General features: G+C 40.1%; 20 protein-coding genes and 2 pseudogenes. 11 read left to right on the top strand and 11 right to left on the bottom strand.

What is annotated here, in order from left to right:
* The first annotated feature begins 2 nt into the window (after window positions 1–2).
* Window positions 3–1472 carry a hypothetical protein gene (locus ACZ8ZH_RS14270; RefSeq protein WP_228199429.1) on the top strand — a complete coding sequence of 490 codons (1470 nt, stop codon included), beginning with the start codon at window positions 3–5 and terminating at the stop codon, window positions 1470–1472.
* Between the two features lie 55 nt (window positions 1473–1527).
* Here the strand turns inward: ACZ8ZH_RS14270 and ACZ8ZH_RS14265 are convergent, their stop codons facing one another.
* From ACZ8ZH_RS14265 to ACZ8ZH_RS14255, 3 genes are all read right to left on the bottom strand, one after another.
* Window positions 1528–1977 (bottom strand): VOC family protein, encoded by a 450-nt coding sequence (locus ACZ8ZH_RS14265; RefSeq protein ID WP_119063709.1) that lies wholly within the window; start codon window positions 1975–1977, stop codon window positions 1528–1530.
* 183 nt (window positions 1978–2160) lie between these two features.
* A complete protein-coding gene (locus tag ACZ8ZH_RS14260) occupies window positions 2161–3336 on the bottom strand; it encodes a thiolase family protein (protein WP_119063710.1) in 1176 nt (391 codons plus the stop codon).
* A 101-nt stretch (window positions 3337–3437) separates the two neighbouring features.
* On the bottom strand, window positions 3438–3962 hold the full coding sequence (locus ACZ8ZH_RS14255; RefSeq protein ID WP_119063711.1) for a GspH/FimT family pseudopilin: 525 nt from the start codon (window positions 3960–3962) through the stop codon (window positions 3438–3440).
* Between the two features lie 374 nt (window positions 3963–4336).
* Between ACZ8ZH_RS14255 and omp38 the strand changes: the two genes are divergently transcribed.
* On the top strand, window positions 4337–5344 hold the full coding sequence (gene omp38 / locus ACZ8ZH_RS14250; RefSeq protein WP_086208831.1) for an outer membrane protein Omp38: 1008 nt from the start codon (window positions 4337–4339) through the stop codon (window positions 5342–5344).
* Between the two features lie 683 nt (window positions 5345–6027).
* Here the strand turns inward: omp38 and ACZ8ZH_RS14245 are convergent.
* The 3 genes from ACZ8ZH_RS14245 to ACZ8ZH_RS14235 form a co-directional block, all read right to left on the bottom strand.
* Window positions 6028–7491, bottom strand: coding sequence for an amino acid permease (locus ACZ8ZH_RS14245; protein ID WP_119063712.1), 1464 nt, complete (start codon window positions 7489–7491; stop codon window positions 6028–6030).
* 9 nt (window positions 7492–7500) lie between these two features.
* Entirely contained in the window at window positions 7501–8526 is a 1026-nt protein-coding gene (locus tag ACZ8ZH_RS14240) for a class I SAM-dependent methyltransferase (protein WP_086208829.1), read from the bottom strand.
* Between the two features lie 67 nt (window positions 8527–8593).
* A complete protein-coding gene (locus ACZ8ZH_RS14235) occupies window positions 8594–9964 on the bottom strand; it encodes a uracil-xanthine permease family protein (protein ID WP_470247762.1) in 1371 nt (456 codons plus the stop codon).
* A gap of 171 nt (window positions 9965–10135) precedes the next feature.
* On the opposite strand from ACZ8ZH_RS14235, the gene typA reads away from it, so the two are divergent.
* From typA to ACZ8ZH_RS14220, 3 genes are all read left to right on the top strand, one after another.
* The gene (gene typA / locus ACZ8ZH_RS14230) at window positions 10136–11974 is read left to right on the top strand and encodes a translational GTPase TypA (protein WP_004695169.1); all 1839 of its coding nucleotides are present in this window, start codon (window positions 10136–10138) and stop codon (window positions 11972–11974) included.
* A gap of 202 nt (window positions 11975–12176) precedes the next feature.
* Window positions 12177–12611, top strand: coding sequence for a large conductance mechanosensitive channel protein MscL (mscL, locus tag ACZ8ZH_RS14225; RefSeq protein WP_086208827.1), 435 nt, complete (start codon window positions 12177–12179; stop codon window positions 12609–12611).
* Window positions 12612–12745: 134 nt separating this feature from the next.
* Entirely contained in the window at window positions 12746–13075 is a 330-nt protein-coding gene (locus ACZ8ZH_RS14220; RefSeq protein WP_086208826.1) for a gamma-glutamylcyclotransferase family protein, read from the top strand.
* 55 nt (window positions 13076–13130) lie between these two features.
* Here ACZ8ZH_RS14220 and ACZ8ZH_RS14215 read toward each other — a convergent pair whose 3' ends face one another.
* Together ACZ8ZH_RS14215 and mutM are read right to left on the bottom strand one after the other, a co-directional pair.
* The gene (locus ACZ8ZH_RS14215; RefSeq protein WP_086208825.1) at window positions 13131–13415 is read right to left on the bottom strand and encodes a peptidylprolyl isomerase; all 285 of its coding nucleotides are present in this window, start codon (window positions 13413–13415) and stop codon (window positions 13131–13133) included.
* A complete protein-coding gene (mutM, locus tag ACZ8ZH_RS14210; RefSeq protein WP_086208824.1) occupies window positions 13412–14272 on the bottom strand; it encodes a bifunctional DNA-formamidopyrimidine glycosylase/DNA-(apurinic or apyrimidinic site) lyase in 861 nt (286 codons plus the stop codon). The genes ACZ8ZH_RS14215 and mutM overlap by 4 nt, the downstream gene beginning before the upstream one ends.
* 336 nt (window positions 14273–14608) lie before the next feature.
* On the opposite strand from mutM, the pseudogene ACZ8ZH_RS14205 reads away from it, so the two are divergent.
* The 3 genes and pseudogenes from ACZ8ZH_RS14205 to ACZ8ZH_RS14195 form a co-directional block, all read left to right on the top strand.
* Window positions 14609–14917, top strand: a pseudogene (locus tag ACZ8ZH_RS14205) (carbohydrate porin); the annotation flags it as partial.
* Window positions 14918–15075: 158 nt separating this feature from the next.
* On the top strand, window positions 15076–16191 hold the full coding sequence (locus ACZ8ZH_RS14200; RefSeq protein ID WP_086208823.1) for an NADH:flavin oxidoreductase/NADH oxidase: 1116 nt from the start codon (window positions 15076–15078) through the stop codon (window positions 16189–16191).
* Between the two features lie 90 nt (window positions 16192–16281).
* Window positions 16282–17206: pseudogene (locus tag ACZ8ZH_RS14195) on the top strand (AEC family transporter).
* A gap of 39 nt (window positions 17207–17245) precedes the next feature.
* On the opposite strand, the gene ACZ8ZH_RS14190 reads toward ACZ8ZH_RS14195, so the two are convergent.
* Entirely contained in the window at window positions 17246–18052 is an 807-nt protein-coding gene (locus tag ACZ8ZH_RS14190; protein ID WP_110973876.1) for a tetratricopeptide repeat protein, read from the bottom strand.
* 293 nt (window positions 18053–18345) lie between these two features.
* On the opposite strand from ACZ8ZH_RS14190, the gene ACZ8ZH_RS14185 reads away from it, so the two are divergent.
* A complete protein-coding gene (locus ACZ8ZH_RS14185; protein ID WP_119063713.1) occupies window positions 18346–18591 on the top strand; it encodes a hypothetical protein in 246 nt (81 codons plus the stop codon).
* 340 nt (window positions 18592–18931) lie between these two features.
* Window positions 18932–20107: a PQQ-dependent sugar dehydrogenase gene (locus ACZ8ZH_RS14180; protein ID WP_119063714.1), complete on the top strand. Its 1176-nt coding sequence runs from the start codon at window positions 18932–18934 to the stop codon at window positions 20105–20107.
* 45 nt (window positions 20108–20152) lie between these two features.
* Here ACZ8ZH_RS14180 and ACZ8ZH_RS14175 read toward each other — a convergent pair whose 3' ends face one another.
* Entirely contained in the window at window positions 20153–21124 is a 972-nt protein-coding gene (locus tag ACZ8ZH_RS14175) for a hypothetical protein (protein ID WP_119063715.1), read from the bottom strand.
* Window positions 21125–21203: 79 nt separating this feature from the next.
* Window positions 21204–21926 (bottom strand): CAF17-like 4Fe-4S cluster assembly/insertion protein YgfZ, encoded by a 723-nt coding sequence (gene ygfZ, locus ACZ8ZH_RS14170; protein ID WP_119063716.1) that lies wholly within the window; start codon window positions 21924–21926, stop codon window positions 21204–21206.
* 261 nt (window positions 21927–22187) lie between these two features.
* Between ygfZ and acnD the strand changes: the two genes are divergently transcribed.
* A complete protein-coding gene (gene acnD / locus ACZ8ZH_RS14165) occupies window positions 22188–24812 on the top strand; it encodes a Fe/S-dependent 2-methylisocitrate dehydratase AcnD (protein WP_119063717.1) in 2625 nt (874 codons plus the stop codon).
* Window positions 24813–24834: the final 22 nt, after the last annotated feature.

Here is a 24834-nt window from a genome sequence, read left to right as displayed (position 1 = left end):
CAGTGAATGACAGCTATTTCATAATTTGTTATAAAAATAAAATTCTTTCATTAAAAAATAAAATGTTAAACTTTTTAAAAAAGCTCTTTGGTTTGTCTGAGCAACATATAAATGCATCTAATGTATTTGAAAAGCAGTCCGTTGAATGTTTAGAAGAACAATCTTCTTATGTAATTATGCCAAAAATAAAAAATGAAAATCTTGAAGAAAGTTCTTTAGATGAATTGCTTTGGCAGCTTAGAAGTTATGATGGGTATGTACGTCAGAGTACATTAGAACAACTGCAAGACTGTTATGAGACTGCACTTTTTCCAGCTTTATTATTTCGGTTAAGTGACTATGTTCCAATTAACCAAAAGTTGGCAGCTAGACACTTGCAACGGTGGAGTCAAAGGCCTGAATTTAGTCGGCTCTGTGTTGATTATTTTTTAGATATTGCGGCGATACAAAAGAGAATACGCGTTGTTACTGAAGTTGAAGAATTATTATTGAAAGAGGTTGCTAATAATAAAAGTTATTTGCAAGACACCTTGATTTCATTACAAGGAGAACTTCCTCGTATTTTGTTGGTTTATATCAAAAAATACCAATGGGTTGAACATGATTACTTGATTGAATTATGCAAAGTTGCGAAAGACCAAATAGTCCGTAAGTTTTGGCTTGATTTTATTATTCAAACTCAATCAAATCATGAACTTATGATTGAACTCCAAACTTTAAAATTTCGAGATGTGCAGTATCGTTTATTTGATGTCTTGTATCATAGAGGTGTTTTAACAACGGATGATTTAATTAAGCTTTGGCACAGTCATTATTTATCTATAATGGATTATGCATATTTTGCTTTAAGGCAATGTCAATTTGATTTTAAAGAATATTTTACTCAATATTCTATTGATAGTTTAAACCGACAACAGCTGAAAATTAGAGCTTTTCAATGGATTCTATGGAAAGGTGATTTACCTCATTTTTTTCATATTATTGAAAAAATGGAATCTCAAAAAGTTGCAAATGCATTGGTCTTATTTGCATTGAAACAAAAAAATATCAAACTAAATCAATATTTAGAATATTTTCATTCTACTCAACAAATAGTGTCACCATCTCAATTTATTAAAGCAAAAGGATATTGTGATACCCAGCCTACTTTAGATGAATTAAAACAGTATTTATGCTTAGTCGAAGGAAGTTTGTCATTTCAGCAAAAATTAGACTTAACGCAAGGTTATAGTTTATGGGATCAGCTTTATTGGTTTGTTACGCAGCAAAAATTTATAGAAACTGAGAAAGATCAGCAGAGCTTTTACTATCATTTACGGTGTCGTCTACAATTTCTTAGTTATGAAACCTATCCACCGAGATGGACTGTACTTCAGAAAAATGAAGTGAAACAACATTTACCAACTTTTATGAAACAATACCCTGAGATTTTTGAAGATATTGGAGTTCGTAAAATATTAGAAAACATATAAATAGAGAAATAATAATGCAATATCAATTTGAGATTGCATTATTACAAATATGCAATTATCCATCTAGTTGGCAATTCACCATCCATTTAATTCCAAACTGATCAGTAAATGCGCCATAGAGTGCACCCCAAAAGGTTTTCTCTAGAGGCATCTCTATTTTTCCATTGATTGAAAGTGCATCAAATAAACGTTTTGCGTCGGCTTGCTCATGGGCTTCCAAATTGATCGAAATATAATGGTTATTACCTACTGTAAATACAGTATTGCTTTGAGCACAAAACTGATCATTCGTGTCGGATGCCATAAGCACTGTTGTTTCGTTAATCGGTAATGAAACATGCATGATTTTTTGTTGGTCAGCTTCGGAAAGGGTGACTGAACTTTCATCTGAAGGTAAATCTCCATAACGCATGAACGTTGCAAACTCTCCACCAAAGACAGATTTGTAAAAATTAAAAGCGGCTTCGGTTTGACCGTCAAAGTTGAGGTAGTGATTCAGTTGCATTGTCTTATCCTTGTTATTTTTTTCGTCGTTATTTTAACAAGTCGTTGAGATCGACCATAATACAATCTTGTAATAGAAAATCCCCCGAAGTCGAGGGATTCTCATAAATATCGCTTTTATATCAGCTAATCATTCAATCTTTTATTGTATAAAATATGTCAATAAAAGAAGGTTGCTTGCATCTTAAAGTAATTCAATCGCGACAGCAGTCGCTTCACCGCCGCCGATGCATAGTGCTGCAATCCCTTTTTGACCACCTGTGCGTTTAAGTGCATGAATTAAAGTGAGGATAATACGTGAGCCTGTTGAACCGACAGGGTGACCCAGTGCGCAAGCTCCACCATTGATGTTCACTTTTGCAGGATCAAGCTTGAAGTCATCTATTGGGCACATGGTCACCATTGCAAAAGCTTCATTGATTTCCCAAAGGTCGACCTCTTGTGCATCCCACCCCGTTTTTTTCAGTACTTTTTCAATTGCACCGACGGGTGCAATGGTAAACTCTGATGGATGTTGTGAATTCGAAGCATAAGCCACAATTTTAGCTAATGGGGCTAAACCTTTGTTCGATGCATTCTCTGCTGAAGTTAAAACCAATGCTGATGCACCATCCGAGATTGAACTTGCATTTGCCGCAGTGATGGTGCCGTCTTTAGCAAAAGCAGGGCGAAGGCTTGGAATTTTTGCAATGTTGGCATTGAACGGTTGTTCATCTTTATCAATGACAACATCCCCTTTACGGGTTGCTACAGTCACAGGCACAATTTCATCGGCAAAGTAACCTTCGTTGACCGCTGTTTGTGCGCGCTCTAAAGAGCGAATCGCGAAGGCATCCATTTGCTCACGCGTATAGCCACGAGTATTGGCCATATCTTGTGCAAAAGAACCCATCAAACGGCCTGTTTCAGCATCTTCTAAACCATCAAGGAACATGTGGTCTTTGACATCGCCATGTCCCATACGGTAGCCCGCACGCGCTTTGGTTAAAATATAAGGTGCATTTGTCATCGACTCCATGCCACCTGCAACAACAATATTTGCAGAACCAGCTTTGATCATGTCCGCCGCTTGCATAACTGCTTTCATACCAGAACCACAGAGCTTATTAATGGTCACGGCACCTGTTGAATCAGGTAAACCAGCTTGGCGCATAGCTTGGCGTGCTGGACCTTGCTTTAAACCGGCAGGTAGAACACAGCCCATAATGACTTCTTCTACATCGTTTGCTTGTAAGCCTGCTCGAGCAATCGCTTCTTTGATGGTCACAGCACCGAGTTCAGGCGCAGTTACGCTTGCTAAACTGCCTTGAAAACCACCCATTGCGGTACGTGCACCATTTACAATCACGATGTCTGTCATTTTCTTCTCCGAAATCACTTATCTGTTTTGTTGGAAACTTAAGCAGTATATGCAAATTTTTTTGAGTGAAAAGCTGAAAACGTGATTATGGACTCATGGGTCTAGTTACAGGTATTGAGTGGCTCGGCTCGGAGCTGTCCCATTTTGCTCATGACTAGTTTAAAATGATCTGAGCTTTGCAAAGAGCAATAATAAAAAGTTCCATTTGAGCCGAGAGGGAGACCATTTTCAGCTTTAAAGCTTAAGGATGGAAGGTTGAGTGTGCCTCGCCAATCAAGATTGCCATATTTGAGCTGTTGCTGTTCTGTTCGAATAATGGTTTCAGTGGGATCTACTCGTCGGTTTTTATTATTATCGATAAATACAATAAAGCCTGTGTTCCATTGATGATTCTGGCATTGAACGAGGTCTTGACTTGGACAAATGGTGATATTTTGATGTTGTAAGTTGGCTATATTCTTGGCAGTCTGAATACTATTTCTTAATATATTCAGCGTCTTGCTTCGCTCTTGTGAGGCCATGTGTTGATGAAAATATGGCAGGGCGAGTGTGCAAATGATGGCAAGAATAGTGATGGTAATCACAAGTTCAAACAAAGTTATCCCTTTTTTATTGATATAAAACATGTATTTATCCGTATTTTTTATTTTAAGATTATTTTTTATTTATTAAAGCTTTGTTTATCAAACAAATTTTATACATAATTAGTAGTATTCAACTTGTTCAAAAAGCTGTTAAAATGTATGACAAGTGAAAATAAGCGATTCGCAACTAAAAATTGAGTAAAAAATTACCGAATTACAACGGAAATTGTAAGTAATTTTGTCAATAATTTACTTGATTAAAGTTATCAAGCACTTGGAAAAAAAATAAAGTGTTTGTATGATTCATTGCGAATAGCTTAAAAATAAAACTGGGGTATAAAAAAACCTATCTCAGAATGGTTAAATAATTTTAAGCTTAGCTTGAAAAACAATTGTTATCTCTGGAGGATAAATCCATGAAAATGAGTCGTATTGCATTAGCAATGCTCGTAGCTGCTCCTTTAGCTGCTGCAAACGCGGGCGTAACTGTTACTCCATTAATGCTTGGTTACACTTTCCAAGACAGTCAGCACAACAACGGAGTTGACCACTTAACTTCAGGTCCTGAACTTCAAGACGATTTATTCGTTGGTGCTGCTCTAGGCGTTGAATTGACTCCATGGTTAGGTTTCGAAGCTGAATACAACCAAGTTAAAGGTGATGTAGACGGTTTAGCTGCTGGCGCTGAATACAAGCAAACTCAAATCAATGGTAACTTCTATGCTACTTCTGATTTGATTACTAAAAACTACGACAGCAAAATTAAGCCGTATGTACTTTTAGGTGCTGGTCACTATAAATATGACATCGATGGTATTGCTAAAGACGAAGAAGGTACTTTAGGTAATGCTGGTCTTGGTGCTTTCTGGCGCTTAAACGACGCTTTATCTCTACGTACTGAAGCTCGTGCTACTTACAACATTGATGAAGATTTCTGGAACTACACAGCACTTGCTGGTCTTAACGTAGTTCTTGGTGGTCACTTGAAGCCTGCTGCTCCTGTAGTAGAAGTTGCTCCAGTTGAGCCTGTTGCTCCAGTTGAACCACAAGAGTTAACTGAAGACCTTAACATGGAACTTCGTGTGTTCTTTGATACAAATAAATCAAATATCAAAGACCAATACAAACCAGAAATCGCTAAAGTTGCTGAGAAGTTAGTTGAATATCCAAACGCTACTGCTCGCATCGAAGGTCACACAGACAACACTGGTCCACGTGCATTGAACGAACGTTTATCTTTAGCTCGTGCTAACTCTGTTAAATCGTCTCTAGTAAACGAATACAACGTTGACCCAGCTCGTTTGTCTACTCAAGGTTTCGCTTGGGACCAACCGATTGCTGACAACAATACTAAAGAAGGCCGTGCTATGAACCGTCGTGTATTCGCGACAATTTCTGGCAGCCGTACAGTTCAAGCTCAATAATTTGAGTTTTAACTAATAAAAAAACGACTCTTCGGAGTCGTTTTTTTATGCCTAAAAATAATGCAATTTATGTTAAGTCATGTTGATAACAATAAACCCATTACTTAATGCAAGAGCCGTTAAGACTTAGGGTCGTCATGGTTAGTTTCGTTATAGGATGATACTGTTAGAAGTTTCGAATTATAGGGATGGGGCTAAGAGGAATGATAAGGGTATTTACATTTATTCCTGCTTCATGACATTGATAATAGCTTTACCTTTAGAGTAAATGGATAATTCTAGTTATTTAACTTTACAAGGATGTGTTTGCCAACGAAATAATATTTCCAACTTGGAGCCACTTGAAACTACTTTATTTTCTGTCTAAAAAATAGATCGCGATCAGTGCTCAACAAGCTGTCTTCTTGAGTTGTGGCGGTGCGAATTTGGAGCTAAACCAAGTACGTTCTTTTTACTGCGTAAGTATGTCAATTGTTCATCTCACAAGTGAACGGATACTAGTTGCAGAATATTAACTAATTTTAGGCTAGATTCGAATTATAGCTATCGGTTTTATGTGACTTTAATAATTGAACTATCTTATTGAAAATTGAATTATTAATTGATGTGTTATGGTTTGAGTTAAACAATAAATGATGATAATAAAAAACAGCCCGAAGACTGTCTTTTATTATGAAAGGATTTTAATCGCGATCGGGGTTCATTGGACTGACATCCATCTCTTGATAAGAAACCAGTTTGGTTTTGTATTTCCACTTATAGCCTAACCAAATGATCAAGAACAAGAAAATACCAATATAGGTCGATAGAACAGAGAGCCATTCGCCATCAAGTACTGCTTGGTAGTTTTGACCTAAAACAACAATGGTACACAGAATAAAGGCAAACCATGGAGCAAAAGGGAAAAATTTGGCACGATAAGCCAGATCTTCAATTCTATGTCCTTGCGCAACATAACCTTTACGGAAACGATAGTGTGAAACAGCAATCCCTAACCAGACGATAAAACCACACATACCTGACATATTGAGCAGCCAGTTAAATACCTGCTTTTCACCAATAAAGGTAGTTAAGAAGCAAAGTGCGGCAATTGCTGTGGTCGCATAAAGGGCATTCATAGGTACGCCACGACGGTCCAATTTTGAAAATGCTTTTGGTGCGCTACCATTTTGGGCCATGTCGAACAACATACGTGTTGACGAATACATTCCTGAGTTACCCGCTGAAAGAATGGCTGTTAAAATTACAGCATTCATTACACTGGCTGCAAAGGCAAAACCTGCTTTTTCATAGAGTAGAGTAAAGGGAGAGAGTGTAATATTCTCAGATGAAGCGGCTTGAAGGAGCAAGGGATCATCATAAGAAATCAGGGTGCCAATAATGAAAATACACACGACATAAAACAGAAGAATACGCCAAAAAATCTGTTTGATGGCGATTGGAATGGTTTTCTGCGGATCTTTTGATTCACCTGCAGCAACGCCAACCATCTCGGTACCTTGAAACGAGAACCCCGCAATCATCGCCACACCAATTAGTGCAGATAAACCACCAACAAATGGGGCTTCACCTTTAGTCCAGTTTGCAAATGTAGATACACCTGGTGTCATCATGATTTTAACAATCATGAAAATACCAATGATGATAAACACGATAATGGCAAGGACTTTCACCAAGGAGAAGAAGAACTCACTTTCACCAAAGCCTTTGACGGTGAGTGCGTTGATCCCAAAGACAACAGCTAGAAATAAGGCACTCCAGTAAAAACCAGGTAGGTCGGGGAACCAGAATTTCATAATGAATTGGACGGCAACCAATTCAAATGCCACCGTAATCGCCCAGTTATACCAATAGTTCCAGCCGAGGGCGAAACCAAAACCACCTTCAACATACTTGGTACCATAGGTGAAAAATGCACCCGATGTTGGGTTGTGTGTTGCCAACTCACCAAGACTGGTCATGAGAAAGTAAATCATCACACCAATTAAGCAGTAGGCCAATAACGCCCCGCCTGGACCAGCATTTGCAATGGTTGCACCTGAGGCAAGGAATAAACCTGTGCCAATTGAACCACCAATGGCGATCATATTCAGATGGCGAGCTCCAAGCTTTCGCTTGAGTTGAGCTGGTTGAGTCGTTTCGCTCATCATTGTTCCTTAAGATTTCTTTTGTGTGCTAGCAAACAGCACTTTAAAGCCTTGTTGATCGGCTTTGGTTGTACATTGGCCAAAACTTTGCTCAATGAGTAATGGATAATTCAGAAAGCGATTGGCAACAATCCACAACTCACCATCTGATTTGAGATGGCGGCGGGATGTTTTGCATAAATTTTCGCTGGCATTGTAATCTGTATGAATGCCCTGATGGAATGGGGGATTACTGACGATTGCGTGTAAAAATAGTGGCGCATCCTCAATTCCGCGAACTGCTTTGATCTCAAGTTGTTCTGGTAAAAGATTATTTTTTTCAAAAGTCATTTTTGTTGAAGCCAGTGCAAAGGCATCGACATCCAGTGCAAAGATACGATTTTTCGGATTTAACTTGGCTAAATAAGCACTAATCACACCAGCACCACAGCCAAAGTCTGCAATTTTGCCAGAGGTGACGTGGGAAAGGTGAGGCAATAACACGGCTGTTCCTACGTCTAGACGGCTTTGACTAAACACCCCCGGCAATGCGCAAATCTGTAATTCACCTTTTGGGGTGAGCACTGTGTAGTGCTGTGCCCAATCGACCAAAGGTTTTGCGGTTACGGTTTTTTCGGTGATCAATTGCCACATTTGGCAATGTCGGGCACTGTCTAATTTGAGTGTTTTACCAAATGGTTGTAGCTGTTTTGAAGCACGTTCTACACCGCCTTTCTTTTCACCGACTAAAAAGATTGATGCGCCTACGGCCAAACGACTGACCAGTTGGTGCAAGACGTAATTGAGAAGCTCTTTTGATTTTGGAACAAATACAATGGCTTGATCAAAAGCGACATCTGGTAAATCTGTACCAAAATGCACATCACTTTGTTGGTTTTGGAAATATTGTAATTCGTTAAAATTCCATGTCCAAAAATGTGGCTCTACAACCCCAGTTAGTTGCGTATTTAATTCGTCACACGGTGCATTGACCAGTAAGACTGAACCAGAGAGAAATTCCTGCTGGCGAAGAACAACTTCACTTCGTGGATCCATTTTATATACTCCATAGTAAAAACGATGCCCAGACAGTGCTGGGCTACGTGCATACTGAAATGAAAACTTATTTCTTCGGCTCAGGAAGAATAATGTTTAATAACAATGCTGCAATACCGCCTGTCGCAACACCTGAACTAAAGATGTTACGGAATAATTCTGGCAAATGTTCCAAAATTTGTGGAACTTGTGCAACACCTAAACCGAGCGCCAGCGAAATGGCAATGATCAGTAGTGCTCGGCGGTCAAGGTGAACACCCGAAAGAATATTAATCCCTGATGCAGCAACAGCACCGAACATCACCATCACAGCACCACCTAGAACAGCTTGAGGCACTGCCTGAATCACACCTGCAGCCGCAGGCAGTAAACCTAGAATCACCAATAGCGCAGCAATCCAGATGCCGACATAACGACTCGCCACCCCAGTAAGTTGAATCACGCCATTGTTTTGTGCAAAGACCGAGCTAGGGAAGGTATTGAAAATACCTGCAAGCAAAGAATTTGCACCATTCACCAAGACACCACCTTTAATACGCTCCATCCATGTTGAACCATCGACAGGTTGGTTGGAGAGTTTAGAGGTCGCTGTAATATCGCCAATCGCCTCTAAAGAGGTTACAAGGTAAATAAAGGCCATTGGAATAAACAAGCTCCAAGAGAAGTCTAAACCAAAGTGCATGGGGGTTGGAACTTGAACTAGGGGGGCGTCCTGAACACCCGAAAAGTCAAGATGACCCATAAAGCCAGCCAATATATAACCGACAATCAGTGCGATTAAAATAGCCGAGCTTTTCACCCAAGTAATACGAATACGGTTCAAGATGATGATCAATGCCAGCACTGTACACGACATGATGAGATTGTCTGCATTGGCAAAAGTGTTGTTTGACATGGCTTGATAGCCACCACCCATGCTGATGAGACCTTCTTTGATGAGGGTCAAACCTATCAATAACACCACAATGCCTGTTACCAATGGGGTAATGAGCATTTTCACCCAAGGTAGGATGCGTGACACGCCCATTTCAATAAATGAACCTGCGATTACTACACCAAAAATGGCAGCCATGACGGATTCTACAGGAGTACCTGCAGCAACCATGGCAGAGCCAATTCCAATAATTGGACCGATAAAGTTAAAACTGGTCCCTTGAACAATCAGTAAGCCTGCGCCCAAAGGTCCAACTTTTTTACATTGTAAGAAGGTTGCAACACCTGAGATGACCAATGACATGGATAAAATCATGTTGGTATCTTCTTTCGACACACCAAGCGCTAAACAAATCAGCAAACCTGGAGTAACGATTGGGACGATAATGGCAAGGAGGTGCTGAAAAGCAGCAAGAAAAGCAATAAGTGGACGAGGGCGGTCATTTAAACCATAGACCAAATCAAGCTGATCTGGCTGATTAGGGGGGAGATTCTGATCAGACATAAGTCAAAAGATATTAGCAATGTGGCGCCATTCTAATCGCTTTACACGGCTTTACAAAATTAATTGCACACCACTTATCAAAAAAAACGAGTCTGTCAATAAACTGTCACTACTAAATTCTATTATTTTTCTGTATAATTTGCCCTCAAACTTTAGGCGTATCGAATTTACATGTCAGATATTAAAACTCTCCGCAACATTGCCATCATTGCGCACGTTGACCACGGTAAAACCACTCTAGTAGACAAACTTTTACAGCAATCAGGTGCACTTGGCGATCGTGCAGGTGAGATTGAGCGTGTCATGGATTCAGGCGCGATTGAAAGTGAACGTGGTATTACTATTCTTGCAAAAAACACTGCAATCAAATGGTTAGATGCACGTACCAATACAGAATACCGTATTAACATCGTCGACACCCCAGGACACGCGGACTTCGGTGGTGAAGTTGAACGCGTAATGTCTATGGTTGACTGTGTACTTCTTCTTGTTGACTCTCAAGAAGGTCCAATGCCACAAACTCGTTTCGTAACGCAAAAAGCGTTCGCACGTGGTTTGAAGCCAATCGTAATTATCAACAAAGTCGACAAGCCAAGCGCGCGTCCTGATTGGGTAATTGACCAAGTATTTGATTTGTTTGATAACCTTGGTGGTTCTGACGAACAGTTAGACTTCCCAGTTGTTTACGCTTCAGGTCTTCGTGGTGTTGCTGGTCCATCTCCAGAAGAACTTGCTGAAGATATGACTCCATTGTTCCAAACCATCGTAGACATTGTTGAACCACCAGCAGTTGATGTTGATGGTCCATTCCAAATGCAGATTTCTTCACTTGACTATAACAGCTTCGTAGGTGTTATCGGTGTTGGTCGTATTCAACGTGGTTCAGTTGGTCTGAACACTCAAGTTACTGTAATTGACAAAGAAGGTAAGACTCGTAACGGTCGTATCTTAAAAATCATGGGTTACCACGGTTTAGAACGTGTTGATGTTGATTCTGCTCAAGCAGGCGATATCGTATGTATCACAGGTATTGATGAACTTCATATCTCTGACACAATCTGTGATCCGAAAAATGTTGAAGCTTTACCGCCATTGTCTGTAGATGAGCCTACAGTAACGATGACTTTCCAAGTAAACAACTCTCCGTTTGCTGGTAAAGAAGGTAAATTCGTAACCTCACGTAACATCCGTGAGCGCTTAGACCGCGAATTAATTCATAACGTAGCGTTACGTGTTGAAGACACTGACAGTCCAGACCGTTTCAAAGTTTCTGGTCGTGGTGAACTTCACCTTTCAGTTCTGATTGAAAACATGCGTCGTGAAGGCTTCGAGATGGGCGTATCTCGTCCACAAGTAATCTTGAAAGAAGTTGATGGCGAAAAGCAAGAGCCATACGAAAACGTAACATTTGACGTTGAAGAACAGCACCAAGGTTCTGTAATGGAACAAATGGGTCACCGTAAAGGCGAAATGACCAATATGGAAGTTGACGGTAAAGGCCGTATCCGTATTGAGGCAACTGTTCCTTCACGTGGCTTGATCGGTTTCCGTTCAGAATTCTTGACCATGACTTCTGGTACAGGAATCATGACTTCAAGCTTCTCGCACTACGGTCCAATGAAACAAGGTACTGTTGCGAAACGTCAAAACGGTGTGTTGATTTCTATGGTTCAAGGTACTTGCCTTGGCTATGCATTGTTCACATTGCAAGACCGTGGTCGTCTATTTGCTAAACCTCAGTTAGAAGTTTACGAAGGTATGATCATTGGTATTAACTCTCGTTCAGATGACATGACAGTTAACCCAACTAAAGCAAAACAGTTAACAAACGTACGTGCTTCTGGTACTGATGATGCGTTGACTCTTGTTCCAGCTGTTGAATATACACTTGAACAAGCGCTTGAATTCATTGAAGATGATGAATTAGTTGAAGTAACTCCTAAGTCTATTCGTATCCGTAAGCGTTACTTGACTGAAAACGAACGTAAACGTAACCGTTCTGGTAAATAAGTTTTAAAAATGGTGTTGCCCCATGCGGGGCAGCGCCATTTAAAAATGCCATCAATCACTTGATGGCATTTTTTTTGTTTAAAATTAGCAAACCTATGTATAAAAACAGATGATTTCCGAGTAAATTACGTGGAAATGAAGCTATAAAATTAATGTATACTTCGTCACATAAATTAAAGTCAAAAAAAAACTGGAGATTTAAATGAGTATTATGCAAGAGTTCCGCGAATTTGCGGTAAAAGGTAATATGATCGACTTGGCTGTCGGTGTGATTATTGGTGGGGCATTTGGTAAAATTGTTGATTCATTAGTGAAAGATATCATCATGCCATTGATTACTGTGATCACCGGTGGTGGTGTGGATTTCACACAAAAGTTCTTTGTTTTAGGCGATAACCCAAACAATTTACAGTCTTTAGATGAGTTAACCAAAGCAGGTGTAAATGTCCTGACCTATGGTAACTTCCTTACGATTTTAATTAATTTCATCATTTTGGCATGGGTAGTGTTCTTAATGGTGAAAATGATCAATCGTATGCGCCGTAAACAAGAAGAAGCTGCGCCAGAACCAGCGGCAACACCAGAAGATATCGAATTGCTACGTGAGATTCGTGATGAATTAAAAAAACGTCAATAATGAAAAGACGAAGATAACAAAAATAAAACGGCACATCATGTGCCGTTTTTTTCTTTATGCTTGATGAAAAGACTGGTTTTTGTACAGATTTAATTTTATGATGCGCGCAGTTTGAACCCGTATTGTGATGCTGCATGAATCAATTATTTGTCTATGGGACCTTACGTCCAAATCATGAAAATGCTCACCTTTTAGAGCGCATTGGTGGTATATGGCAAAAAGGCTATGTGCATGGCGTGGTCCATATTTTGGATTGGGGACCTGATAAAGGTTTATTTGCGATTGTGCTTGATTCTAAGGCACCTGCTGTTGAGGGCTATTTTTTCTGTAGCGAAAAGTTGGCTGAACATTGGGATGCATTGGATGAGTTTGAAGGAATACAGTATCAACGGGTAAAGGTGCAGGGGGTGTTAGCGTCTGGTGAACCTGTTGATGCGTGGACTTATGAGATGAAGGAAGCTTAATCAAGACCATGCTTATGGTGTGTTTGGACTTAAACACACCATATCTCGCTATATTTTAAAAATCCATACGGAATTTTATTTCTAATAAATGAAAACCAAATTGGCTTTTCACTGGGCCATGAAGTACTTTTTCTGCTGCAGTAAAGACCAATTTATCAATCACTGGAACCAACTGACCTTTTTTCACTTCGCCGAGCTCACCACCACGCTTAGCCGAGTTACAGGTGGAATATTGTTTGGCAATTTTAGCGAAATCGGCGCCATCGTGGATTTTCTTTTTCAGTTGTTCAGCGAGGTCTTTGTCTTTGACCAAAATATGACGAACAATGGCAGTTTTCATTTGGTTTTTCCTCGAACTATAGCCGTTGCTTTGGGCTTGGATTGCACTTTTTTCAGCGGTTGGCATTCTGGGCAAAACACCGAAGCGCGTTGTCCGAGTTTGATGTTTTCCAGCGTGGTTTCGCAGTTCACACACATTTCACCTGCTCGGCCATAAGCCAACAAGGTTTGTTGGAAATAGCCATTTTCTCCCATGGCGTTTGAATAGTCTCTTAAGGTCGAGCCTCCCAAGTTAATGGCCTGCTGCAAAATGCGTTTAATTTCGATCACCAATTGTTCAATTTGGCTATGCGTTAAACTCGATGCCACTTGCGCAGGGTGTATGCCCAAATTAAACAAACTTTCTGTGGCATAGATATTTCCAACACCAACCACTACATGATTATCCATGATTGCAACTTTTATGCCGACCTGCTTATTTTTCAGCTTTTGACTCAAATATTCAGTATTAAAATCTGTGTTCAGTGGTTCAGGTCCAAGTGTATCAATTAACTTGGCTTGTGAGTTTTCATCTAACCATAAGATACATCCAAAACGGCGCGGGTCATGGTAGCGTAGCTCGACATCTTCAAAACGAATAATTAAATGATCATGTTTTCTTAGAGGTTCGCCAATTTCACAAATCCGAAAACTACCCGACATGCCCAAATGCCAAAGCATGGTGTCCTGTTCAAAGCTTGCCAAAATGTATTTGGATCGCCGACTTAATTGAACTAAGCGCTGTCCGACCAGTTTGTTGAGATCTGCGGGAATTGGCCAACGTAGACTGGATTGACGAACTTCAACGCTGAGTACTTGCTGATCTAACAACGGTAATAAACTGGCTTTGGTAGTTTCAACTTCAGGTAATTCAGGCATGGCAACGTAAGATGATAAAACGTGAGCTTAATATTGCGGTGTACACGCAATATTGCAAGTAGTTTTGGCATCTGTCTTATTTTTCTAAGCATTTAGAACAAAATGAAAAGCAGAATGAGTACTTAGGTAGGAGTAGAGAGCAATTTTTATAGGGACAATCTTTGAACCATTTAAATCAAATCTTATATTTATAATTGTTGACTGTATTGATAACTTATTCTGAATAAAAAATAAAAAAATGCTGAGATCTTTCTTTTAAAATTATGTAATTTTCATTAAATTTTTCATCTAAATGAGGTGGATCTATATTCATTTTAAATCAGGGCTTAGGATTTCATGCGACAGTTCACGCTTTCTTTATGTGCAACGGCAATGTCTGTTTTAGCAACAATGAGTCATGCTGAACAAGTTTTGGATGCTCATGGCCAGTACTTATTCGGTGACTGGCAGGGAAAACGAACTGAATTGGCGCAAAAAGGGATCAAGTTTGAAGCGAATGCGTTAACAGATACCAATTATTTAGCGGATGGTGGACGTAACACTGGTAGAAGTCTGACAACGACTTCTCAGTTTTGGCTAGGCACACAATTTGATTTAGAAAAGTTGGCAGGCTGGGAGGGATTCATCGTTCGTTTTGTTGCGACGTGGTGGATAATGCCTTGGTCTTGGGATTTGTAAGCTGCATTATTTTCTAAATGGATAGCCATAAAAGTGCAAAGGTTTGACAGCAGATTTGCACTTTTAGCGTTGAATGCAAGGCACTTTATTTGTTATAGATCATAGTGAGTACAGGGAGAGCTGTGATGTCATTATTATTTCAACCCATTCAATTTGGGGATTTAAAATTAACAAATAAAATTGTGATTGCGCCCATGTGCCAATACTCTGCCAATGATGCTGGTGAACTCAGCTATTGGCATGAGCAACAATGGGCCAATTATGCGTTGTCTGGTGCAGGCTTATGCATTGTCGAAGCGACAGCCGTACAAGCGATAGGCCGGATTAGTTTTGCAGACTTAGGACTGTGGAATGATTTGCAACGTGCGCAAATGAAGGCCTTACTTCAAAAAGTCAAAACACTCTCCCCAATGCCTTTTGCTATTCAACTGGCACATGCAGGGCGTAAAGCATCGACCGACCGTCCTTGGTCGGGAAAAGGTCAGATCAAACCGAATCAGACGCATGGTTGGCAAACGGTGTCTGCTAGTGATGTGCCTTTTAAGCCCGAAGAGCATGCTCCACATGCTTTGAGTGTGACAGAAATGCAAGACATCATAGATGACTTTGCCAGTGCCGCTGTGCGTGCAGTAGATGCAGGTTTTGAGCTGATCGAACTACATGCAGCCCATGGCTATTTGCTGCATCAATTCATGTCGCCCCTGTCAAACCGACGGACGGATGAATATGGTGGAAGCTTTGAAAGCCGCATTCGATTTACCTTAGAAGTGTTCCAAGCCATTAAACAAGCCGTTCCTGAAAACTATCCCGTGGGCGTGCGTTTATCTGCAACTGACTGGATGGAGTCGACCGCAACAGAAAGTTGGGATATTGATTCAACGGTAGGTCTATCCAAGGCATTGGAGCAACTCGGTGCAGCTTATATTCATGTCTCAAGTGGTGGCTTGCATGTGGAACAAAACATTCAGATCAAGGCCAAATATCAAGTACCTTTTGCTCATGCGGTGAAGCAAGCAGTGCAAATTCCTGTGATTGCGGTAGGACTGATTACAGAAGCCAAGCAGGCTGAACATATTTTGGAAGCGCAAGAAGCTGATGCAATTGGTCTGGCGCGGGCTATGCTGTATGACCCACGATGGCCGTGGCATGCCGCCGCAGAACTAGGTGGAAAAGTCTCTATCGCACCACAGTATTTACGGTGTCAGCCACATGGAGTCAAAGATTTATTTTCTGCGTTCTAAGCCCATAAGTCTTTTTAAATATTTCAACTGCGTAAAGATGTGTTCTAGGATAGGTCTTTACTTACATCATCTGGAAAAGGAATAACTTGAATGATTTTCTCGGTAATTTTTCCAGTCTTTTTTTTGCTATTTCTTGGCTTTATTTCAGTCAAAATTCAATTGCTTGCTAAAGAACAAATTATAGCAATCAGTGCCTTTGTTATTAAAATTGCATTACCTGCTTTATTGCTGCACGCCTTGGCAACAAAGGACCTGCATGAAATTTGGTATCCGTCCTATTTCTTTGTTTATGCCGTTGTGACTTTTGGTTTATTCATTTCGGCTTTTATTCTCGGTCAAAAGCTTTTTAATAATCACTTTACCCACGCTTCCAGTCTTCTCACTGGGTGCATCTATGTCCAATACAGGCTTATTGGGAGCCGCTATTTTGACGTTGCTGATGGGGAGTGAAGCGATGATTTATATTTCATTGGTGGTGATCATTGAAAGTGTATTTTTGGTTCCATTGATGCTCACTTTGGCTGAAATAGGCCGACAAAGGCAAGCCAATGTTGCTTCCATTTTAAAGACTACATTTCTTACGTTATTTAAAAACCCATTGTTCTTGTCGGTGATGATTGGCATGAGCTGTGCGATGTTTGAAATTAAAATTCCGCATTTAATAGACCAAGTGTTTGCAATGTTAGGTCAGACTGCCTCGCCTTTAGCCTTGTTTATTATTGGTGGTGGAATGGTCGGTCTCACTATTCAGTCTTTTAACCTGCAAACGGTTTATCTGGTGGTGTCTAAAAATATTTGTATGCCAATATTGGTTTATTTAGGACTGACCTATTTGACTGCATTGGACCAAAAGATGATTTATGCAGGGACCTTGATTGCAGCCTTACCGATGCCATCTCTATTTGGTATTTTTGGGCAAGTGTATGGTTTGAATGAAAAAGCACTCACCCCATTGATGATCAGCACGTTATTGAGTTTTGTGGTGGTCAGTGTCTTGATTGGTCTTTGGTGGTAAAAAAATACTCTCCTTGGAGAGTATTTTTGAAGAAAATATTTATTTTTTAACCGCTGCTGTTGCAGGGGACTTGGCTTGATTCGCCATCATGGTTTCAACCTGCGCTAATGACTCTTTCGCTTGTGGCACATTTTCTTTGGCTAGAGCAGTAAAAATTTTCTTCGCCTCTGGTAAGTTCTGCGGAATGATATTGCCATTGGCAAACATATTGCCCACGGCCATTAGGGCAGGAATGTAACCTTTTTTGGCTAAGTCTTGAATGCTGTTGAGACCTTTTTGAATCGGCGCTTCTTGTTTGTTTTTAAAGCCTGTGCTGATGTCGTACAAGGCTTGTGCATGAATGGCTTGATAGTTGCCTTTTTTCACCAAAGGATCAAGTTTCTTCAGGGCTAACTTTTCAGACTCTGGTTTATTTTCAGAAAATAACAGCACGGCATATTCAACAGTTGCATCATCAAAGCCTAGTTTAGAGGCAGCTTCAAAGTGTTGTTTGGCTTTGTTGAGGTCTTGTGGCAAGCCTAAAGTGCCAGTGACATAGTTTTTCGCAAGCACATAATGCGCAACAGGGTAGCCTTTGTTTGCAGCCTCTTGATAGAGCTGAATGGCTTTTTTCTCATTCTTCGCTGTGCCTTGACCTGTTTGCGTCAAATAAGCCAAGTTGTACATGGCTTGTGGGTTGCCAGACTTTGCCAGTTTTTCTAAAGCTTGATATGCCCCTGTCATATTGTTGGCTTTGACCATTTCTTCAATTTTGGCAAATTCGGGGTTGGTCGTATCTTGGGTGGTGGCTGCAAGTGCAAACTGGCTAGAAAGAGCAATTAAGCTTGCAAGTACGATTTTCTTCATGCTGTATAAACCTTTTTCGTACACATAAGTCCATCTATGTGCGTATTTGTTTTTAGTCATTTCACATCATAAGTTGAATTGTGTGAATGTAAATATCTGAATTGTGTTTTGGTCTTACAAATTTCCGTTGATTATTTTGATCCAAATATATTTTTCCAATACAAACCACATGCTCTAAGGTGGGAAGGATTCAAACGTGTTATGGATATTAGTAGCTGATGGCTTCGCTTTTTCATTAGGTTTATGGCTTCGATTCTGTTTAAATAGCGCTGAAAATTAGTAGTGAGTTCAGCATGTTTATTAAGTCAATTAAGCGAAATTATTTAAAAGTTTTGGCCGATGAGTCGATTCCAGATGGCGAAAAAATTGATGCCTTATTGATGAAATTGGGTGGTGCGTTTTTAGTGAGCAAAGATGACCGCGTGTATATCTTTGAAAAAGACGGTGTGACTGCAAAATTTGATGCTAAACATGCACGAGACTTTTCATTTAAAGACTATCTCTGCAAAGACATGAATAAATTGTTTCATGATTTTTGATATTTAATATTCATTGAAAATGAGTGAACTATTACATAAGGCTCTAAAAATAGTTTAAGTCCTTGGGTGAGTCTTTTATCCAAGGAATGATGCTTGCTATAGATTTCTAAAGCAATACTTTTTTATGTTCTGTTTGTAGCCACAGAACGAGAATGAAGGCTTTAACCCACTGTAAAGACGCTTGCAGTGGTTAGGCTAAAAGATAATATAAAAGAATAGTTTGTATATGAATAGCTTATGCGATTTTCTAGCAAAAGTATTTGACTCTGTGTTCATAATTCAAGTTGTATCATATAAAAAGAAGCTGTTTTTCATAAGATGAATCGAGACGTATCACAATATGAAGAAAATACTGTCAATCTTATTTCTATGTTTATGTTGCTCAATGGCAGTTTTAGCAGGGCAGCCCAATCTTGTGCCTCATCAAATCAACTTGAAAAATGGGAAGCACTTTTCTCTAAATCTCCCCGCAAATTACGAAATCATTCCTGCGGCTGAAGGTTTAAAACGCGTTCGTTTTTTTAGCAAAGCACCTGACGGTAGAATGTTTGTAACGGATATGCACGATTTGACCGACAATAAAAAAGGCATTGTTTATATTTTGGATGAATGGAATGCTGAAACGGGGAAATTCGGCAAAATTATTCCTTATATGACGGGGTTAAAAAATCCAAATTCAGTCCAATTTTATACCGATTCTTCAGGACAAGATTGGGTGTATTTGGCTGAAACGCATCAGCTCACCCGACGAAAATTTACCCAAGATGAAATAAAATCCACGGCCAAAGCTGAAGTTCTAGCGACGTTTCCTGATTATGGTTTAAGTTATAAATATGGGGGCTGGCATCTAACACGAACTATTGCCGTAGGTGGGAACGGAAAAATTTATGTTTCCGTGGGTTCGAGTTGTAATGCTTGTGTCGAGAAAGAAAAAGTTAGAGCAACTGTTTTAGAAATGAATCCCGATGGTTCGGAACAAAAGGTTTTTGCCACAGGTTTACGCAATGCAGTGGGTTTGAGATGGATAGGTAAATTTTTATTTGCTACCAATCAAGGTGCAGATCATCTAGGTAAACATAAACCTGATGAAACTTTTTATGCACTTAAGCATGATGTCGATTATGGTTGGCCATCTTGTTATTCGTCGAATGGTCAAATTTTTGCAGATCCAAAATTTAAACGTTCAACAGGATGTAAAAATGTACCGTCTCCTTATGTTTATTTCCCATCACATTCATCTGCTCTAGGCTTTGACTATTTTGATGATCCAAATACGGATGACACCATTAAAAATTCATTTTTAGTGGCTCTGCATGGTTCTACGGATGCCACGATTGGTCATGGTTATAAAATTGTGATTATGCGTAAAGGGCAAAAATTACAGACCTTTATGGATGGTTTTTTAGTGGATAAAACGGTAAATGGGCGACCCGCAGATATTTACCGAGTTGATGAAAATTCTTTTTATTTTTCAGATGATAAGGGCGGTGTGGTTTATTATGTGAGGCGGAAATAGTGTATTCATTTTTTTGATTCCGCACACCCAAATAACTATTTGAATTTAATTTTTAGCAACACATGGGAATTGATCAACTTCGACTCCTTCATGCATACACAAGTGTGTTTCGATGTAGTTAGTACTGTTGATTGTAACTAACTTTGGATGTGAACTTGGCATTTCAGCTTGAATTAAATTAATTTTATCGTCCATACCAACAAGGTAGCCTAGCTGATCACCATGAGGAAGCCCATTTTTAAAAGGCTCAATGGATGATATGTGATTATTTTTATATGTGATTTTTTGTGTATGATTTTTATCAATAACCAAAGTAAAAGTACTTCTCAGATTTTGAGTCTCACCGCCTGCAATATAAAACCCTGTTTCCTCTGTAAATGATGCCATATTCCCAATATTATCTTTATATTTCACTTCTAAAGTGATAATTGGATCGCTAAATTGTTTATTACCATCGTTTGGAGAAGTTTCGATTTTTAAATAAGTAATGAACTTAGAAAAAGATTTTGCAGTACCAACTAACTTATCATCTTTTATCATTCCCGTACTTAGTGTGGTGTTATGTATTTTCGATATAAACCTGACATTATTTGATGTATTTTTTGTATATTGTTCTAGTAGGCTGTCATATTCTGTTCGAAGTTCTACTTCGCCCATAATTTTTCCATTTACACATTCCGCTTTCATTGGAATGATTTGAACATTTTTGTTTATTATTATCGTTTCTTTTGATGGGATATTATCTGCATCTTTTCGAGTATTTGATTTATCTTCTATAGCTAGTGGTTTACTCAACAATAAATTGGCAAGTCTATTCTGTTCTTTTTGAGAGATTGGACAAGGCCATTCTTGTTTTGTGCTTGATGGGGCAAATAAATCTTCTTTTACTAAATCATTCCGATCTTTGATATACAGTTCTAGAAACTTTTGCTGAGTAGGATTAGATAGTTTAGGATAATCAAAAGCAAAAGTGATAGAAGAGACAGAAGTTAATATTACAGTCCCCAATTTTTTCATAAAGTGTCTCTTATTATAGATTTAATTATATTAATGAAAATTACAAGTAAATTATAAACTTACTTGTAATTTTAAAGGCTTACTGCGGTCGTGCCACATCACCATTTAAGCGTTCCGGTAAGTCTAAAACTGTCACATCCAGTTCGCTCAAAGACTCAGGACGAGCCACCACCAACGCGACATAACCGCCATCAATCGCAGTACTATTCACCACTTGAATACCTTTATTCAACTGTTCAGCTTGCGCAGGCGCACTGCCTGTACCCTGAATTAAATGCAACCATGCTTTTGGTTTAGCTTTAAACCATAAACGCGCAATCACTTCCTGACCCAAGTAACACCCTTTGTCATAGTGCACGCCTTCACGTTGGTGTAAACGAAGCTCTTGAGGTTGAAACACATGCTCAATCGCTTGGTCGATAAACGCTTCACCATGAGTAATGGCTTGCACTTTCCATGCTGCAATATTGGTAGGCTCAGCAGAGAAGGTGGTACGGTCTTGCGTAAAGGTTGGAAAAACTGAACTCATAGGTTCAAGTTTCATTTTAGAGAAGGCACCAAACTTTTTAATGTGTTTCGCAAACTCTTCCGACTGGTCTTGAGTGGTGACAATTTCAAAGTGCTCAGGGTTACGTTTTGTCAGCCACAAACCAAAGTGGATACGACCTTTCAAGTCACAAATGGCGGTGTATTGCGTTGTATTTTCAGCTAAAGCTTCAACGTTGACCGTTACTTGACCTTGTAAAAATTTGAGTGCATCTACACCAATTAAAGTGAAAGAGGAGAAAGCTAGATCGCTCATGAATTGCTCGCCTACCTTAAAATCTAATACTAAAGAATTAGGGCTATTTTCCGCTATTTTTCAGAAAAAATCATATTTAGAGTAAATATTTAAAAGTTAATGTAACTAAATATTTCAAAACCCCCTGTTTTTATACCTAAGCTTATGAAATATAAACGATTTGGGAAATGGGTTTTCGACAGTGTAGTATGCCTAGCAGACAAAGATGAATTGTCTAGTAAAGACAGTGAAGAAAAATGAAACACCAAAGGCAGGAACGCTATGAACAATAATCACCGCAAACCACTGCAAGGCACCCAGCTAGAATACTTTGATGTGCGAGAAGCCGTTGAACAGATTCAGCCAGGCGCTTATGCAAAACTTCCATACACCTCAAAAGTATTGGCTGAACAGTTAGTGCGTCGTTGTGATCCTGCCATTTTGGAGCAGTCACTAAAAGAACTGATTTTCTCAAAACAAGATCATGATTTCCCTTGGTATCCTGCACGTGTGGTGTGTCATGACATCCTTGGGCAAACGGCATTGGTTGACCTTGCAGGTTTACGTGATGCGATTGCTGACCAAGGTGGTGACCCATCGAAAGTGAATCCTGTTGTGCCGACTCAGTTGATCGTCGATCACTCTTTAGCTGTGGAATACGGTGGTTTTGACCCAGATGCCTTTGAGAAAAACCGCGCCATTGAAGACCGTCGTAACGAAGACCGTTTTCACTTCATCGAATGGACCAAGACCGCTTTTGAGAATGTTGATGTGATCCCAGCAGGGAACGGCATCATGCACCAAATCAACTTGGAAAAAATGTCTCCAGTGGTGCAAAGTCGTGATGGCGTGGCATTCCCAGATACGTGTGTCGGTACAGATTCACACACACCACATACCGATGCACTCGGTGTGATTTCGATTGGTGTCGGAGGACTCGAAGCTGAAAATGTGATGCTCGGTCGTGCGTCTTGGATGCGTCTTCCAGACATTATCGGGGTTGAATTGGTGGGGCAACGTCAAGCAGGGATTACTGCAACGGATATCGTATTGGCATTGACTGAATTCTTGCGTAAAGAGCGTGTCGTCGGTGCGTACCTTGAGTTCTTTGGGGAAGGTGCGGACAGCATGTCAGTGGGGGATCGTGCCACGATTTCCAATATGACACCTGAATATGGCGCAACTGCGGCAATGTTCTATATTGACCAAAACACCATTGATTATTTAACCCTGACAGGTCGTGAAGCTGAGCAAGTTGCACTGGTTGAAACCTATGCCAAAGAAATTGGTCTTTGGGCATCGGATATGAAACAAGCGGAATATCCACGTGTCCTTCGCTTCGATCTTTCAACAGTAACACGTAATATTGCAGGCCCATCAAACCCGCATGCTCGTGTATCAACTGCGGATTTAAAAGAAAAAGGCATTGCTGGCGTGGTTGAACAGCGTACCGATGGTTTAATGCCTGATGGTGCTGTGATTATTGCTGCCATTACGTCATGTACCAATACTTCAAACCCACGTAATACCGTTGCCGCAGGTTTATTGGCACGTAAAGCCAATGAATTGGGCTTAACTCGTAAACCGTGGGTGAAATCTTCTTTTGCACCGGGTTCTAAAGCTGCTGCTTTATATCTTGAAGAAGCAGGTGTCTTGGACGACTTAGAAAAACTCGGTTTTGGGATCGTGGCGTATGCATGTACCACCTGTAACGGTATGTCAGGTGCTTTAGACCCTAAACTGCAACAAGAAATTATTGATCGTGACCTGTATGCAACTGCGGTACTTTCAGGTAATCGTAACTTTGATGGTCGTATCCATCCTTATGCAAAACAAGCCTTCTTGGCTTCTCCTCCTTTGGTCGTTGCTTATGCAATTGCAGGAACGATTCGTTTTGATATTGAAAAAGATGCATTAGGAAATGACAAAGACGGCAATCCAATTTATTTAAAAGACATTTGGCCATCAGATGCAGAAATTGATGCATTGGTTAAAGAAGCGGTGAAACCTGAACAGTTCCGTAAAGTGTACATCCCAATGTTTGACTTAGGTGTAACGGAAAAAGCAGCCAGTCCTTTATATGACTGGCGTCCGCAAAGTACTTATATTCGCCGTCCGCCGTACTGGGAAGGGGCTTTGGCTGCACCACGTACACTGGCAAATATGCGTCCGCTTGCCATCTTGCCTGACAACATCACCACGGATCATTTGTCACCATCGAATGCAATTATGATGGATTCGGCAGCGGGCGAGTACCTACACAAAATGGGTGTACCTGAGGAAGACTTTAACTCCTATGCAACGCACCGTGGTGACCATTTGACGGCGCAACGTGCAACATTTGCTAATCCGAAACTGTTTAATGAAATGGTGGTTCGTGCGGACGGCACGATCAAGCAAGGTTCGAAAGCACGTGTTGAGCCTGAAGGTGAAGTGATGCGGATGTGGGAAGCGATTGAAACTTATATGAATCGTAAGCAACCGCTCATCATCATTGCTGGGAAGGATTATGGTCAGGGTTCTAGCCGTGACTGGGCTGCAAAAGGTGTGCGTCTTGCTGGTGTTGAAGTGATTGTAGCGGAAGGTTTTGAGCGTATTCACCGTACTAACTTGGTGGGTATGGGCGTGTTACCACTTGAATTTAAAGCGGGTGTTGACCGCAAAACTTTAAAGCTAGATGGTACGGAGCTGTATAGCGTGATTGGTAATATTGCGCCGCGTTCGACGTTAACTTTAGTCATTGAACGTGCGACGGATGACGGTAAGAGTGAAATTGTTGAAGTGCCTGTCACATGTCGCCTAGATACTGAAGAAGAAGTGTCTGTATATGAAGCGGGCGGTGTGTTGCAACGCTTTGCGCAGGACTTTTTGGAAAGCCAAGAAGAGAAAGAGCAATTAAGAGCTTAATTATTAAAAGTATTTGAAATTA

It is taken from the genome of Acinetobacter sp. SW-226, assembly GCF_055632855.1.
Note: the sequence above shows the minus strand (reverse complement) of the source record. Positions and strands in the feature narration are given on the sequence as shown.

What these genes read in the sequence shown, in the direction of transcription:
- ACZ8ZH_RS14190 (WP_110973876.1), bottom strand. Translation starts at nt 18,052, where the DNA reads ATGAAGAAAATCGTACTTGCAAGCTTAATTGCTCTTTCTAGCCAGTTT.
- ACZ8ZH_RS14255 (WP_119063711.1), bottom strand. Translation starts at nt 3,962, where the DNA reads ATGTTTTATATCAATAAAAAAGGGATAACTTTGTTTGAACTTGTGATT.
- ACZ8ZH_RS14180 (WP_119063714.1), top strand. Translation starts at nt 18,932, where the DNA reads ATGAAGAAAATACTGTCAATCTTATTTCTATGTTTATGTTGCTCAATG.
- ACZ8ZH_RS14175 (WP_119063715.1), bottom strand. Translation starts at nt 21,124, where the DNA reads ATGAAAAAATTGGGGACTGTAATATTAACTTCTGTCTCTTCTATCACT.
- ACZ8ZH_RS14235 (WP_470247762.1), bottom strand. Translation starts at nt 9,964, where the DNA reads ATGTCTGATCAGAATCTCCCCCCTAATCAGCCAGATCAGCTTGATTTG.
- ACZ8ZH_RS14260 (WP_119063710.1), bottom strand. Translation starts at nt 3,336, where the DNA reads ATGACAGACATCGTGATTGTAAATGGTGCACGTACCGCAATGGGTGGT.
- mscL (WP_086208827.1), top strand. Translation starts at nt 12,177, where the DNA reads ATGAGTATTATGCAAGAGTTCCGCGAATTTGCGGTAAAAGGTAATATG.
- ACZ8ZH_RS14215 (WP_086208825.1), bottom strand. Translation starts at nt 13,415, where the DNA reads ATGAAAACTGCCATTGTTCGTCATATTTTGGTCAAAGACAAAGACCTC.
- acnD (WP_119063717.1), top strand. Translation starts at nt 22,188, where the DNA reads ATGAACAATAATCACCGCAAACCACTGCAAGGCACCCAGCTAGAATAC.
- ACZ8ZH_RS14265 (WP_119063709.1), bottom strand. Translation starts at nt 1,977, where the DNA reads ATGCAACTGAATCACTACCTCAACTTTGACGGTCAAACCGAAGCCGCT.
- ygfZ (WP_119063716.1), bottom strand. Translation starts at nt 21,926, where the DNA reads ATGAGCGATCTAGCTTTCTCCTCTTTCACTTTAATTGGTGTAGATGCA.
- omp38 (WP_086208831.1), top strand. Translation starts at nt 4,337, where the DNA reads ATGAAAATGAGTCGTATTGCATTAGCAATGCTCGTAGCTGCTCCTTTA.
- ACZ8ZH_RS14200 (WP_086208823.1), top strand. Translation starts at nt 15,076, where the DNA reads ATGTCATTATTATTTCAACCCATTCAATTTGGGGATTTAAAATTAACA.
- ACZ8ZH_RS14240 (WP_086208829.1), bottom strand. Translation starts at nt 8,526, where the DNA reads ATGGATCCACGAAGTGAAGTTGTTCTTCGCCAGCAGGAATTTCTCTCT.
- ACZ8ZH_RS14185 (WP_119063713.1), top strand. Translation starts at nt 18,346, where the DNA reads ATGTTTATTAAGTCAATTAAGCGAAATTATTTAAAAGTTTTGGCCGAT.
- mutM (WP_086208824.1), bottom strand. Translation starts at nt 14,272, where the DNA reads ATGCCTGAATTACCTGAAGTTGAAACTACCAAAGCCAGTTTATTACCG.
- ACZ8ZH_RS14245 (WP_119063712.1), bottom strand. Translation starts at nt 7,491, where the DNA reads ATGAGCGAAACGACTCAACCAGCTCAACTCAAGCGAAAGCTTGGAGCT.
- typA (WP_004695169.1), top strand. Translation starts at nt 10,136, where the DNA reads ATGTCAGATATTAAAACTCTCCGCAACATTGCCATCATTGCGCACGTT.
- ACZ8ZH_RS14220 (WP_086208826.1), top strand. Translation starts at nt 12,746, where the DNA reads ATGAATCAATTATTTGTCTATGGGACCTTACGTCCAAATCATGAAAAT.